This is a genomic window from Streptomyces sp. WM6378, assembly GCF_001279695.1.
In the GTDB taxonomy this organism is placed as follows: Bacteria; Actinomycetota; Actinomycetes; order Streptomycetales; family Streptomycetaceae; genus Streptomyces.
The window spans coordinates 1-13,612 of record NZ_LGDD01000039.1; the positions used below are offsets into that span (position 1 = coordinate 1).

General features: G+C 72.0%; 10 protein-coding genes and 1 tRNA gene. 9 read left to right on the forward strand and 2 right to left on the reverse strand.

All coding sequences use genetic code 11. The features are described from left to right. The first annotated feature begins 5 nt into the window (after window positions 1-5). The 4 genes from ADK54_RS06385 (at window position 6) to ADK54_RS06400 (ending at window position 6,730) form a co-directional block, all read left to right on the forward strand. Complete coding sequence (locus ADK54_RS06385; protein WP_063801905.1) at window positions 6-1,595, forward strand: beta-N-acetylhexosaminidase; 1,590 nt, start codon at window positions 6-8, stop codon at window positions 1,593-1,595. Between the two features lie 334 nt (window positions 1,596-1,929). Continuing rightward, window positions 1,930-2,826, forward strand: a complete 897-nt coding sequence (locus ADK54_RS06390) for an FAD binding domain-containing protein (protein ID WP_053724545.1) — start codon at window positions 1,930-1,932, stop codon at window positions 2,824-2,826. Further along, window positions 2,823-4,415 carry a 2Fe-2S iron-sulfur cluster-binding protein gene (locus tag ADK54_RS06395; protein ID WP_078966162.1) on the forward strand — a complete coding sequence of 531 codons (1,593 nt, stop codon included), beginning with the start codon at window positions 2,823-2,825 and terminating at the stop codon, window positions 4,413-4,415. The genes ADK54_RS06390 and ADK54_RS06395 overlap by 4 nt, the downstream gene beginning before the upstream one ends. Continuing rightward, the gene (locus ADK54_RS06400) at window positions 4,412-6,730 is read left to right on the forward strand and encodes a xanthine dehydrogenase family protein molybdopterin-binding subunit (RefSeq protein ID WP_053724546.1); all 2,319 of its coding nucleotides are present in this window, start codon (window positions 4,412-4,414) and stop codon (window positions 6,728-6,730) included. Before ADK54_RS06395 ends, ADK54_RS06400 begins: the two co-directional genes overlap by 4 nt. Here ADK54_RS06400 and ADK54_RS06405 read toward each other — a convergent pair. Further along, window positions 6,718-7,617 (reverse strand): NAD(P)-dependent oxidoreductase, encoded by a 900-nt coding sequence (locus ADK54_RS06405; protein WP_053724553.1) that lies wholly within the window; start codon window positions 7,615-7,617, stop codon window positions 6,718-6,720. The genes ADK54_RS06400 and ADK54_RS06405 overlap by 13 nt on opposite strands. A 167-nt stretch (window positions 7,618-7,784) precedes the next feature. Between ADK54_RS06405 and ADK54_RS06410 the strand changes: the two genes are divergently transcribed. The 4 genes from ADK54_RS06410 (at window position 7,785) to ADK54_RS06425 (ending at window position 11,604) form a co-directional block, all read left to right on the forward strand. Further along, window positions 7,785-8,177: a winged helix-turn-helix transcriptional regulator gene (locus ADK54_RS06410; RefSeq protein ID WP_053724547.1), complete on the forward strand. Its 393-nt coding sequence runs from the start codon at window positions 7,785-7,787 to the stop codon at window positions 8,175-8,177. Between the two features lie 79 nt (window positions 8,178-8,256). Then, window positions 8,257-8,616 carry a hypothetical protein gene (locus tag ADK54_RS06415; RefSeq protein WP_053724548.1) on the forward strand — a complete coding sequence of 120 codons (360 nt, stop codon included), beginning with the start codon at window positions 8,257-8,259 and terminating at the stop codon, window positions 8,614-8,616. Window positions 8,617-8,656: 40 nt separating this feature from the next. Then, entirely contained in the window at window positions 8,657-10,957 is a 2,301-nt protein-coding gene (locus ADK54_RS06420; protein WP_234391942.1) for a DUF6571 family protein, read from the forward strand. 83 nt (window positions 10,958-11,040) lie between these two features. Beyond that, window positions 11,041-11,604, forward strand: a complete 564-nt coding sequence (locus ADK54_RS06425) for a hypothetical protein (protein ID WP_159047645.1) — start codon at window positions 11,041-11,043, stop codon at window positions 11,602-11,604. Between the two features lie 9 nt (window positions 11,605-11,613). Here ADK54_RS06425 and ADK54_RS06430 read toward each other — a convergent pair. Further along, window positions 11,614-11,688 (reverse strand) — tRNA-Cys (locus ADK54_RS06430). A gap of 182 nt (window positions 11,689-11,870) precedes the next feature. On the opposite strand from ADK54_RS06430, the gene ADK54_RS06435 reads away from it, so the two are divergent. After that, the gene (locus tag ADK54_RS06435; RefSeq protein WP_053724551.1) at window positions 11,871-13,304 is read left to right on the forward strand and encodes an MFS transporter; all 1,434 of its coding nucleotides are present in this window, start codon (window positions 11,871-11,873) and stop codon (window positions 13,302-13,304) included. Window positions 13,305-13,612 lie beyond the last annotated feature (308 nt).

The following is a 13,612-nucleotide window of genomic DNA, read 5'->3' on the forward strand; positions in this document are numbered from 1 at the left end:
GCCCCCTGCACCCCCACACCACCCTCCACACCGCCCCCGGCACCGAACCCCTCGCCGGTCTCCTGCGAGGGACGGTCGGGGCCGCGACCGGGCTGTCGTTGCCCGACGGGGCCACCGGGCAGGACCGCATCGTGCTGCGGATCAGCCCGGAGGTCGCGGGGCGGCACGGCTCGGAGGGATACCGGCTCTCCACGGACCGTTCCGTCGACGACGTCGCCGTACTCATCGAGGGCGGCAGCGCGGCCGGCGTGTTCCGGGGGATGCAGACGCTCCGTCAGCTGCTCGGACCGGACGCCTTCCGCCGCGCTCCGCTGGAAGGCGCCCGGCGCTGGGACCTCCCGGAGGCCACCGTCGAGGACGGGCCCCGCTTCGCCTGGCGCGGACTCATGCTCGACGTCTCGCGGCACTTCATGCCGAAGGACGGCGTACTGCGCTACCTCGACCTCATCGCCGCCCACAAGCTCAATGTCTTTCACTTCCATCTCACCGATGACCAGGGGTGGAGGATCGAGATCAAGCGCTATCCGCGCCTCACCGAGGTCGGGGCGTGGCGCTCGCGCACCAAGTGGGGGCATCGCGCATCGCCCCTGTGGGACGAGAAGCCGCACGGGGGTTACTACACCCAGGACGACATCCGCGAGATCGTCGCGTACGCCGCCGAGCGGCATATCCGGGTCGTCCCCGAGATCGACATCCCGGGGCACTCGCAGGCCGCCATCGCCGCGTACCCCGAACTCGGCAACACCGACGTCATCGACACCGCCTCCCTCTCCGTCTGGGACACCTGGGGCGTCAATCCGAACGTACTCGCCCCCACTGACAACACCCTCCGCTTCTACGAAGGGGTGTTGGAGGAGGTGCTTGAGATGTTCCCCGAGGCGACATCCCCGTTCATTCACATCGGCGGGGACGAGTGCCCCAAGGAGCAGTGGCAGAAGTCGGACCTCGTGCAGGAGCGGATCCGTGAGCTCGGGCTCGCCGGCGAGAACGAGCTCCAGTCCTGGCTCATCCGGCACTTCGACAGCTGGCTCGGCGCGCGCGGCCGCCGGCTCATCGGCTGGGACGAGATCCTGGAGGGCGGCCTCGCACCCGGCGCCGCCGTCTCGTCCTGGCGCGGCTACGGCGCCGGGATCGCCGCCGCCGAGGCCGGGCACGACGTCGTGATGTGCCCCGAGCAGCACGTCTACCTGGACCACCGGCAGGCCGGCGGCGAGGACGAGCCGATGCCCATCGGATACGTACGCACCCTGGAGGACGTCTACCGGTTCGAGCCGGTGCCGCCGCAGCTCGGCCCCGAGGCCGCCGCCCACGTCCTGGGCACCCAGGCCAATGTGTGGACCGAGGTGATGGAGAACCAGTCCCGCGTCGACTACCAGGTGTTCCCCCGGCTCGCCGCCTTCGCCGAGGTGGCCTGGAGCGCGCTGCCCGCCCCCGCCGACCGCGACTTCGCCGATTTCGAACGGCGGATGTCCGCCCATTACCGACGACTTGACGCACTCGGCGTCGACTACCGTCCGCCCACCGGCCCGTTGCCGTGGCAGCAGCGCCCAGGTGTGCTCGGACGCCCGATCGAGGGGGCGCCCCCAAACAGGTGAGCCGGGGCCCAAGGAGGTGCTCTGCGGCCGTGTCCCTGGGAGCGTGACCCCAGGTCACGGCCGCCCCGGCCGCGACCAGCTGCGAGGAAGACCGCTGTGACGAACACCCGGCGTGCGGAACCACGCGTACCGCATAAGTCGTACAACGCTTTCCAAACCGGAACATTCCCCAGGTCGGGGACGGAAGTGTGCTTCGTGGACCCTCCCGTCGGCCGGTCCGGAAGATGTGCCAGAGTTGCCACGTCCGCGCTGTGAGCACGTACGGTACGGCCATCAGCAGGTGGCCACAGACGGCACAGTCGTACGGCCGGGACACCGGGAAGGGGCAGCTGGGTTGACCACGCACGCACCGCAGGCGGCGCAGTCCGTGACGCTGCCTGCCTCACTGGACGAGGCCGTGGCGGCGCTCGCGGCCATGCCTGCCGCCGTGCCCGTCGCGGGCGGCACCGATCTGATGGCGGCCGTGAACCGGGGCCTGCTCCGCCCGGCCGGCCTGGTCGGACTCGGCAGGATCAACGAGATCCGCGGCTGGCAGTACCAGGACGGCCACGCCCTGCTCGGCGCCGGTCTCACCCACGCCCGTATGGGGCGCCCGGACTTCGCGGCGCTCATTCCGGCGCTCGCCGCGGCCGCGCGCGCCGCAGGACCCCCGCAGATCCGCAACGCGGGCACCCTGGGCGGCAACATCGCCTCCGCCGCCCCGACCGGCGACGCGCTGCCCGTGCTCGCCGCGCTCGAAGCCACCCTCGTCATCGCGGGCCCGGACGGCGCCCGCCGTGAAATTCCCGTGTCGCACCTGCTGGCCGGCCGGGACATGCTCGCACCGGCCGAGTTGATCGGATATGTCCGGGTGCCGCTGCTGCACGCTCCCCAAGTTTTCCTCAAGGCGACCGGCCGCACCGGCCCCGGCCGGGCCACCGCCTCGGTCGCCGTCGTGCTCGACCCGGCCCGGCGCGGAGTGCGCTGCGCGGTCGGCGCCATCGCGCCCATGCCGCTGCGGCCCCTGGAGGCCGAGCGCTGGATCGCCTCGCTCATCGACTGGGACGGCGAGCGCGCGGCGCTGGCCCCGGAGGCGCTCGGCGCGTTCGGCGAGTACGTGGCCGCCGCCTGCATCCCCGACCCGGCGACACCCGAGGACGGCTCGCCGCCGCCCCTCTCGCCCGCCGTACTGCATCTGCGGCGCACCGTCGCCGCGTTGGCCCGACGAGCACTGGGGAGGGCGCTGTCATGACCGACCGCGACAACGAGCACGAGACCGAGCGCGAACACGAGCACGGCTATGGCCAGGTGCCCCGGCACGGCGGCTGGGAGCCCGTTCCGCACGGCGGCGAGTACGAGCCCGACGCCACGGCCTTCGTCCAGCTGCCCCCGGACATGGACATGATGGGCGCCCCGCTGGCGGCCCCCGGCCACGGCTACGTACCGCCGATGATCGTGCCGCTCACCCCGGCCGCCGCGACGGACCCGGGCGCGACCGGCGTCTGGCGCATCCCGACCGAGCTGACCGGGCAGTCCACGCCCGACGCCACCCCCGCGCCGGGTGCGCAGACCGTGGTGTGGCCGGAGCCCGCCGCGCCCGCCCCCGTGCCCGCCACCCCGACGGAGCCCGCCCACGACCCGGCCGCCACGGCCCAGTGGAACTTCGCCGACGAGCCCTCCCTCGCGGGCACCGGTCAGTGGACCATCCCGGTCGCGGAGGGTGAACTCCCGGAAGAATCCGGCGAGTTCACCACATCGTCGCTGATCGAGCAGTGGGGCTCGACCCCGCCCGCCACCCTCCCCGGCGGCGCGCCCGCCCCCTGGGCGAACCAGCTGCCGGAGGCCCGGCAGCCCGAGCCCCGGCCCGAGATCCGGGAGCCCGCGGGCCAGGAGCCCGCGCCGCCTGCCGCCGGCATTCCGGATGTACGGGACGTATCGGATGCCGCCGGGCCGGCGGGCGGCGCCGCCCAGCAGTCGCATCCGCACCCGGAACCGGAAGCCGTGCGCGCGGCCGAGCCCCAGCCGGAAGCGCCCGCAGCCGAACCCGTCGAACCTGTTGAATCGGTCGAAGCGCCCGGAACGCCCGAAGCGGCGAAGTCGCTCGAAGCACCCGAATCGGCCGAACCGCCCGCGCCCCAGCCCGAAGCCGAGCCCGAGCCGGAGCCGGGTCATCAGCCCGCGCCCGAGGCCACCGCCGACCCCGGGATCGTCACCGACCCCGCCCCCGACCCCGTCGTGGAAGCACCACCCGCCGCCGACCTCGAACACCCCCGGGCCTCCTACGTGCTGCGCGTCAACGGGGCCGACCGGCCCGTCACCGAGGCCTGGGTCGGGGAGTCGCTGCTCTACGTGCTGCGCGAGCGGCTCGGGCTCGCCGGGGCCAAGGACGGGTGCTCGCAGGGCGAGTGCGGGGCCTGCAACGTCCAGGTGGACGGGCGGCTCGTCGCCTCCTGCCTGGTGCCCGCGGCGACCACCGCCGGCAGCGAGGTCCGTACCGTCGAGGGGCTCGCCACCGACGGCGAACCCTCCGACGTCCAGCGGGCCCTCGCCGAGAGCGGCGCCGTGCAGTGCGGCTTCTGCATCCCCGGCATGGCCATGACCGTGCACGACCTGCTCGAAGGCAACCACGCCCCCACCGAACTCGAAACGCGCCAGGCGCTCTGCGGCAACCTGTGCCGCTGCTCCGGCTACCGTGGTGTGCTCGACGCGGTGAAGGACGTCGTGGCGGGCCGCGAGGCGGCAGGCGCGGCCCACGCCGAAGAGGCCCGCATTCCGCACCAGGCACCCCCCGGGGCCGGCAGCGCCAGGCCCCCGCACACGCACGACGGAGGCATGGCGTGAGCAACGACGCAGCCACCGCGACGGTCGACGGCGCCAGCCCGGCGGCGGCGCCGGAGCAGCAGGCACCCGCGCACGGGATCGGTGCGTCCCTCGCGCCGGTCGACGCGCGGGCCAAGGCCGAGGGCACCTTCCCCTACGCGGCCGACCTGTGGGCCGAGGGCCTGCTGTGGGCGGCCGTGCTGCGCGCCCCGCACGCCTCCGCACGCATCGTCTCGATCGACACCTCGGCCGCCGTCGCCATGCCGGGCGTACGGTCCGTGGTGACCCACGCCGACGTGCCGGGCGACCCGGCGTTCGGCCGCCGCATCGCCGACCGGCCCGTCTTCGCCGCCGAGTTCGTACGCCACCAGGGCGAACCCATCGCCGCCGTGGCCGCCGACCACCCGGACACCGCGCGCCTGGCGGCCGCCGCGATCGCCGTCGAGTACGAGGTGCTCGAACCGATCACCGACCCGGAGAAGGCGTTCGCGGCCGAACCGCTGCACCCCGACGGCAACCTGATCCGGCACATCCCGCTCCAGTTCGGCGACCCCGAGGCGACCGGAGAGGTCGTGGTCGAGGGCCTGTACCGGATCGGCCGCCAGGACCCGGCCCCGATCGGCGCCGAGGCGGGCCTCGCGGTGCCCCGGCCCGACGGCGGCGTCGAGCTGTACACCGCGTCCACCGACCCGCACAGCGACCGCGACCTGGCCGCCGCCTGCTTCGGCCTGGAGCCGGACCGGGTGAAGGTCGTCGTCACCGGAGTGCCCGGCGCGACCGGCGACCGCGAGGACCTCGGCTTCCAACTCCCCCTAGGGCTGCTGGCGTTGAAGACGGGCTGCCCGGTCAAGCTGACCGCGACCCGCGAGGAGTCCTTCCTCGGCCACGCCCACCGCCACCCGACGCTGCTCCGCTACCGCCACCACGCGGACGCCGAGGGCCGCCTCGTCAAGGTCGAGGCGCAGATCCTGCTCGACGCGGGCGCCTACGTCGAAGCCTCCTCGGAGTCCCTTGCCGCGGCCGTCGCGTTCGCGTGCGGCCCGTACGTCGTGCCGCACGCCTTCGTCGAGGGTTGGGCGGTGCGCACCAACAACCCCCCGTCCGGGCACGTCCGGGGCGAGGGCGCCATGCAGGTGTGCGCGGCGTACGAGGGTCAAATGGACAAGCTGGCCACGAAGTTGGGGCTCGACCCGGCCGAACTGCGCATGCGCAACGCGCTCGCGACCGGCGACCTGCTGCCCACGGGCCAGACCGTCACCTGCCCGGCCCCCGTGGCCGAACTCCTCGCCGCCGTACGGGACTTCCCGCTGCCGGTGCTGCCCAAGGACGCTCCCGAGGACGACTGGCTGCTGCCGGGCGGCCCCGAGGGCGCGGGCGAGCCGGACGCGGTGCGGCGCGGCGTCGGCTACGCGCTCGGCATGGTCCACATGCTCGGTGCGGAAGGCACCGACGAGGTCTCCACGGCCACCGTCAAGGTCCAGGACGGCGTCGCGACGGTCATCTGCGCGGCCGTCGAGACCGGCCAGGGCTTCACCACCCTGGCCCGCCAGATCGTCCAGGAGACCCTGGGCATCGACGAGGTCCACGTCGCCCCCGTCGACACCGACCAGCCCCCGGCGGGCCCCGCCACCCACGGCCGCCACACCTGGGTCTCGGGCGGCGCGGTCGAACGCGCGGCCAAGATGGTCCGCACCCAGCTGCTCCAGCCCCTGGCGCACAAGTTCGGCATGTCCACGGAGCTGCTCCAGATCGCCGACGGCAAGATCACGTCGTACGACGGTGTCCTGTCCACGACGGTGACCGAGGCGATGGACGGCAAGGAACTCTGGGCCACCGCCCAGTGCCGCCCGCACCCCACCGAGCCGCTCGACGAGGCGGGCCAGGGCGACGCGTTCGTGGGCCTCGCGTTCTGCGCGATCCGCGCGGTGGTGGACGTCGACATCGAGCTCGGCTCCGTCCGGGTCGTCGAACTCGCCGTCGCCCAGGACGTCGGCCGCATCCTCAACCCCCGCCAGCTCGCGGCCCGGATCGAGGCCGGCGTGACCCAGGGCGTGGGCGCGGCCCTGACCGAGAACCTGCGTACGGTACGCGGCCAGATCCGCCACCCCGACCTCACGGGCTACGCCCTGCCGACCGCGCTCGACGCCCCCGACATCCGCATCGTGAAACTGGTCGAGGAGCGGGACGTGGTGGCCCCCTTCGGCGCGAAGGCCGCGAGCGCCGTCCCGGTGGTCACCTCCCCGGCCGCGATTGCCTCCGCGGTCCGCGCCGCGACCGGCCGCCCGGTCAACCGCCTCCCGATCCGGCCGCAGGCGGCGGTGGTTCAGCAGGGTTGACGGGCCGGTCGACGTACGAGCAGGTCGACCACGCCCGTCAGGTCCTCCTCGCCGCCGCCCTCGGCGAGGCGCCGCCGCATCAACGCGAAGTAGGGGACGAGCAGTTCGGGGCTGACGCCCTGCTGCTCGGCGGTGTCGAGGAAGGTCGGGGTTCCGGCCACCTGCATGCCGAGGTTGGAGACGACCCCCTTGGTGTAGTCGCCGCTCTTCAGGTGGTCGGCGGTCTGGTGGACCGACGGGGCCATCGCGACGAGCCAGTCGGCGAGCAGCGGGGCGAGCGAGGCCGGGTCGACGTCCTCCTTGCGGATCAGGGCGAAGGCGTGTGCCACCCCCGCGAACATCCCGTACATGGCGCTGAGCAGGGCCACGTCGTGCAGCGCCGCGAAGCCCGCGTCCGCGCCGACGTAGGTGGTGGCGACCGGGACGGCCAGCGTCGCGCGGTGCCGCTCGAACAGCTCGCGCGAGCCGCTGTAGAAGACGTAACCACCCGCTTCGGGTACGCCGATCATCGGCGGGACGGCCATGATCCCGCCGTCCAGGTAGCGGGCGCCGCGCTCGCGCGCCCACGCGGCGCGGGCCCGGGCCTGGGTCGGGGTGCTGGTGGTCAGATTGACCAGGTCCTTGCCGGCCAGATCGGCGCCGTCGAGCGCCTCACCGACGGAGTCGTCGTCCAACAGGCATGTAATGACAAGGGAGTTGGCTGCCACGGCCTGGGTAGCACTGTCGGCGACCCGCGCGCCTTCGGCGGCGAGCGTGGCGGCGCGGGCGGGGCTGCGGTTCCAGACGGTGAGCGGGTGGCCTGCGGCCAGCCAGGTGCGGGCGAGTGCGGATCCCATGGCGCCGAGGCCGAGGAGGGTGAGGGAGGGCTTTTCAGGGTGCTGTGTCATGCGGTTCAGGCTCGCCGTGACCTGACGCATGATCAAGTACGCACTTGGGAGTGGGTGGTTACTCTGGGGTGAGTGAGCAGGTCAGAGGGCTTGAGCGGGTTCGGTCCGAAGCTTTCAGAGGGTTTCAGAGGATTCAGAGGGCTCAGAGGTTTTCGGAGGGGTGGGGCATGGCGACGCTGAACCGGCCGGGCGCCCGGGACGGGCACATCTGCGGGATCGACACCGCGATGGAGGTGATCGGCGGCAAGTGGAAGGTGCTGATCCTCTGGGCCCTCCACGAACACCCCTGCCGCCGCTTCGGCGAACTGCGCCGACTGCTGCCCGGAATCACCGAGAAGGTCCTCGCCTCGCACCTGCGCGAGATGGAGGCGGACGGCGTGGTGCGCCGCGTCTCGTACGACGAGGTGCCGCCCCGCGTCGAGTACTCGCTGACCGAGGACGGGGTGCGCCTCAACGAGGCGCTTCAGCCGCTGGCGGCATGGGGCCGCGACCGGGCGACCGGGCAGGGTGATCCCGGGGACAAGAGTGCGGCCGCTCATTCACCCCTGAGCGCCGGCTGACACCAAATCCGCTGGGCCTCCCTCCCGTACGCTGACGGCAAAGATTCCGTAATTCACGCGTATGGAACGGGAGTTGGGGATGGCGTCAGGGGCGGCGGCGCAGGATTCAGGCGGCGGGGATCTCATCGCGCACGCCGATGATCTCGGGGTGATCGGCGCGGACGCGTACAAGCTGTACGACGGATTCCGCCGCGACGGGGACCACGCGAGGGCGGCCACCTTCGAGGCGGCGCGGGCGCTCAGCGCGGGCAACTTCACGAGTGGGGCAGCCCTGATGAAGGTCCACGACACCTGGCAGAGCCAGTACACGACGCTCCGCGACGCCTGCGCGCAGATCTCCAACCACCTCGACTACTCGACCGCCCGGCACGCGAAGGACGACGCGCGCGTGCAGGGCGCACTGACGGCAGTCTCGGTGATCAGCGACTACATCCACTAGCGAGTGACTGCATCAACCAGCGCACGGGAAAGGGCAGTTGTTGAAGTTCGCGGACGTGGTGAACGCCCCGGTCGGCAAACTCAGGACGGCGGTGGACGACTGGTCGGACATGGCGCTCAGGCTGAAGAAGCTGTCCGACGAGGCCCACGACGGCATGCGAGCGCATGCCGAGACGGCCAGGTGGGCCGGGGTGAACGCGGGGGTCACCCGTGAGTTCATCCGCAAGACGGTGAAGGAGTTCGCGGACGCGGAGAAGGAGGCCGAGGGTGTGCACCGGCTCCTGCTCGATGCGTACACGGAGTTCAAGAAGGCGAAGGACGGGCTGCAGGCCATTCTCGACGGCGCGCGGGCGAGCGGCATCGCCATCGACGCGAGAGGCCGGGTCGTGGCCCGCCACCCGGTCGCGGACGCCGCCGTGCGGCACGACCCCGAGTACGCCGGGCTGGCGAAGGACCTGAAGGCCGAGCAGGCGAATGTGGCGGCCTGGCAGCGCAAGGTCGACGCGCTGATCGCCGGGTGCGGCGCGGCGGACGAGTCACTGCGGCTCGCCCTGACGGCGAACGTCCCGCACGAACACGACTTCACCGCGCCGCGGTTCGCCTCCCTGGACGACGAGGAGGCCGCACGGGCGGTGGACCTGGCGAAGCGGGTCACCGGCGAGGGCGGCACGGCCCGCAACGTGGCGGAACTCAAGCAGCTCCAGACCCTGCTGGACGCGAACGCCCACGACCCCGAGTTCTCGACGTCCTTCTACCGGCGGCTCGGCGCGCAGGGAACGCTGGAGTTCTACACGCGGCTCTCCCTCGACGCGACGGCCCTCGGCCCGGCGGGCCTGGACCGTGTCGCGATGGTCCGCCACGTCCAGGACGACCTGGGCCCGATGCTGGGCCTCGCCACGAACCCCCACACCGCCGGCCACCTGCCGCCCCACTGGACGACCGACCTGATGCGCGCGGGCCGCCGCCCGATCGACGTGGGGGGCTTCGCGGGCGAGGGGGCGAAGGTGTACGGGTACCAGGCCCTTGCCGCGCTGCTGCGGCACGGCACGTACGACAAGGAGTTCCTGCTGCCCGTCGCCCGCGACATGGTGGGCTTCGAGCACCAGAACCCGCACGTTTTCGAGCGGGGTGTACCGCAGGTCCCGGGCATGGCCCTGAACCTCGACCCATCGGGCGGCCGGGGCTTCGACCCCCTGACAGGCCTGATGTCGGCGATGTCCAACAACCCCGACACGTCCTCGGAGTTCTTCAACGAGCCGGTCCGTGCGGACAGCGACGGCAACGGTCTGGTGACGGCGGACGACGCGGCGGTCCGGGCCCCTGGGGGCGGCCAACTCAGCATGGTCGACCACCTCCTGGACAAGCCCCCCACGGACGATAGCTACGACGCCCTCCCCGGCGACCACACCCCGTACCAGTCAGCCCTGGGCAACGCCCTGGAGGCAGCGGTCACGGGCCGCGTCCCGGGCGACGGGGCGGCAAAGCCGGTGGAGCACACGGCGGCGATGGCGAGCGTGATGGAAAAGGTGGTCGCGAAGATCGGCGCGGATCCGTCCTTGATCCTGGGGGAGGATGACGTTCCGGGGAAGCTGGAGGGGCTTTCGGGGAACTTTGGGAATATGGCGGCGGAGTATATGGCCGACATTCAGGCGAGGGTCGAAAACGGGGCGGACCAGGCCAAGCCCTTCGGAGTGCTGGCGAAGTTCGCCGACACCGGACAGCTGGCCCACTTTCTGGGGGCGGTGGCCCAGGACCCCGATGCGTATGGCGCGATCACGAATGCTCAACAGGCGTATACGACGCTGCTGGTGCGTGACGTGTTCGCCCATCCCGAGAACCATGGGTCAGATGTGGGGGAGGCCATTCGCAACGCGGTCTACCCGGGTGGTGAGATCGCGGGAATCATGACTCAAGCGCGCGTCGAGGCGATTTACGAGAAGCATTCGGCGGCGGATTCCCAGTTCAACACCGCTGTTGAGGACAATGTCGAATGGACGAACCGCATCATCGATGCGGTCGGCGCGAAATACGTGGAGATGCTTCCGGTCGGGGGCGACGCCGTGGAGTGGTTGAAGGAGGAAATCTCCAAGTCCGCTGTCGAGAACGCTCAACAGGACTCTTCGGGGGTGGCGGCTCAGGAGGCGGCGACTGCGTATTCGCAGGCCGAGGAGAAGGTGAAGCGATCCGCGGCGGACGCCGTGTCGACCGCTGGCAGAAGCGCGGGTGGCGCAGCGCATGACGTCCAGGAGTACAGGGGGACGGCTTCCACCGGTGCCGCGGCGGGTCATGTGGCGGGCCGGAGCCTCATGGCCAGTTCGACGGCCCCCGGCGGGGGGAAGTGACCCGCCGTCAGTGGGGCTCGCGTTCTGTGGGCCGCAGCGGCGGGGGCAGGGGGAGTCGGACGGCGACGATATTGCTCGCTGTCGTGCTGATCGCGGTACCTGCGCTCGGCGGATGCTCGGGTAGTTCGAAGGAGGACGAGCACGTCATACCCGCGTTGCCGCCCAAGGTCTGCTGGCGGGCGTTTGACGGAGCCTCGGTTGTCTCCCTGCTGCCGAAGGCCAAGGACCCGAACGCGGAGGTCAAAGGCGACCCGGTCTTCGACCTCTACGGACGCTTCAAATCCGCGGGGTGCCAGATCCACATTGATGGGGAGTCCCGGTTCACCGCCTGGGGAGATCGCTCGTGGTCCGACGGAAGAGATTTGGAGACGCACGTCTTGAACTCGTTGACGCGGCTCGGACCCATGCCCATAGAGGCGGGCGACAAGGCCATCGTCTACCGCGGCGGCGCCAGAGCCTACTTCCGGTGCGAGCGCCCAGATTTGCCGCCGTCACCGCGCAATGTCTCCTCGACCGAAGTCAAGATCGTAGAGCTGGGCTTGAGCGCGAACAGTGCACCCAGTACGCAGCATGCGAAGGACGTACTCACGACCCTGATGAAGCAGTACGTCCAGTTCGCCAAACGGGAGCTCAAGTGTCGGAATTGATCCGGCTGTTGGAGGCCGTGACCGGAATCGAACCGGCGTAACTCGCTTTGCAGGCGAGTCCCTCAACCACTCGGGCACACGGCCGTGTGCTGGTGCGTTGACATGACCGTAGGGGGCGGCGCCGGGGAGGGGAAGGGGGGCCGGTGGGGTGCAATGGGACTGCCATACGGCGTTCATGTTCGGGCTTGGGACTACGACTATTTACGTAGCCGTAGTCCCGTCCTTTGACAGGGGGCGGGGCGTGGTGCGCCTCTTACTGTGGGCGGATGAGCGCCCTTGAATCGTCCGATGCCCGTACGGCCGGCTGCATAGCCGAGCTCCCCGCCGGGGGGATTCTGGGGCGGGAGTTCCGCGCGCTGAGCTTCGGGATCATCGCCGTCGTGCTGCTCATCGCGTTCGAGGCGACCGCCGTGGGTACGGCCATGCCCGTCGCGGCGCGGGAGTTGGACGGGGTGTCGCTGTACGCGTTCGCCTTCTCCGCGTACTTCACGACGAGTCTGTTCGGGATGGTCGTCGCGGGGCAGTGGGCCGACCGGCGCGGGCCGCTCGGGGCGCTCGGGGTCGGGATGACGGGGTTCGCGGCGGGGCTGCTGGTGTCCGGGACCGCGCTGAACATGTGGACGTTCATCGCGGGGCGGGCCGTGCAGGGGCTCGGCGGGGGACTGGTGATCGTCGCGCTGTACGTCGTCATCGGGCGGGCCTACCCCGCGCGGCTCCAGCCGACGATCATGGCGGCGTTCGCGGCGGGCTGGGTGGTGCCCTCCGTGGTCGGGCCGCTCGTGGCGGGGACGGCCACCGAACAGCTGGGCTGGCGCTGGGTGTTCATCGGGATTCCGGTGCTCGTGGTGTTCCCGCTGGCGCTCGCGCTGCCCGCGACGCGGCGGATGGCGTCGGGGCCGGCCGAGCCGTCGGCGCCCGTCGAGCCCTTCGACCGGCGCCGGATCAGGCTGGCGCTGGGCATCTCGGTCGGGGCCGGGCTTCTGCAGTACGCGGGGCAGGAGCTGAGGTGGCTGTCCCTGCTGCCGTTCGTGGCAGGCGTGGCGCTGCTGGCCCCGGCGGTCACGGGACGGCGAGCCCTGCTGCCGCACGGCACCTGGCGGGCGGCGCGCGGGCTGCCCGCGGTGGTGCTGCTGCGCGGGCTTGCGGCGGGGTCGTTCATCGCGGCGGAGTCGTTCGTGCCGCTGATGCTCGTCACCCAGCGCGGGCTCACGCCGACGATGGCCGGTCTTTCGCTGGCCGTCGGCGGGGCGACCTGGGCGCTGGGTTCGTACGTACAGGCCCGACCGCGGATGGAGGCGTACCGGGAGCGGCTGATGGTGGGCGGGATGGTGCTGGTGGCCCTCGCGATAGCGGCCGCGCCGAGCGTGCTCGTCGCGGCGGTGCCGGTGTGGGTGGTCGGCGTCGCATGGGGCGTGGGCTGTTTCGGCATGGGCATGGTGATCGCCTCGACGAGCGTGCTGCTCCTGAAGCTGTCGGCCCGGCAGGAGGCCGGCGCGAACTCGGCCGCCCTCCAGATCTCGGACGGCCTGTCCAACGTGCTGCTGCTCGCGGTGGGCGGGGTGGGGTTCGCGGCGCTCGGGGGCGGCGCGGTCTCGGGGGCGACGGCTTCGCACCCGGGGGCGTTCCTGGTGGTGTTCCTGCCGATGGGGGTGGTGGCGGTGGTTGGGGCGTTTGTCGCGGGACGCGTCCGGGGGAGCTGAGCGATGGGGCTCCGCCCGGGTTGCCCTGGGGCTCCGCCCCAGACCCCGGGAGTTCGCCCCACCCCGCCCCTTCCCGCAACCCTCCGGGGAGTGTGTCGGGTGCGGGGCGTGGTTGCTTTTCGCGCAGTTCCCCGCGCCCCTGAGCGACCCGCTTTCGTCTGCGGGGCGTGGTTGCTTTTCGCGCAGTTCCCCGCGCCCCCGAGCGACCCGCCTTCGTCCGCGGGCCGTGGTCGCTCCTCGCGCAGTTCCCCGCGCCCCTGTAGGTGGACCCGGGTCGTTTGTCGCAGCCCCCGCCGGGGTCTGGGGCG

Bases quoted from the DNA above. Each gene is read 5' to 3' on its own strand.
- ADK54_RS06395 (WP_078966162.1), top strand. From the start codon at position 2,823: ATGACCGACCGCGACAACGAGCACGAGACCGAGCGCGAACACGAGCAC.
- ADK54_RS06405 (WP_053724553.1), bottom strand. From the start codon at position 7,617: ATGACACAGCACCCTGAAAAGCCCTCCCTCACCCTCCTCGGCCTCGGC.
- ADK54_RS06410 (WP_053724547.1), top strand. From the start codon at position 7,785: ATGGCGACGCTGAACCGGCCGGGCGCCCGGGACGGGCACATCTGCGGG.
- ADK54_RS06415 (WP_053724548.1), top strand. From the start codon at position 8,257: ATGGCGTCAGGGGCGGCGGCGCAGGATTCAGGCGGCGGGGATCTCATC.
- ADK54_RS06435 (WP_053724551.1), top strand. From the start codon at position 11,871: ATGAGCGCCCTTGAATCGTCCGATGCCCGTACGGCCGGCTGCATAGCC.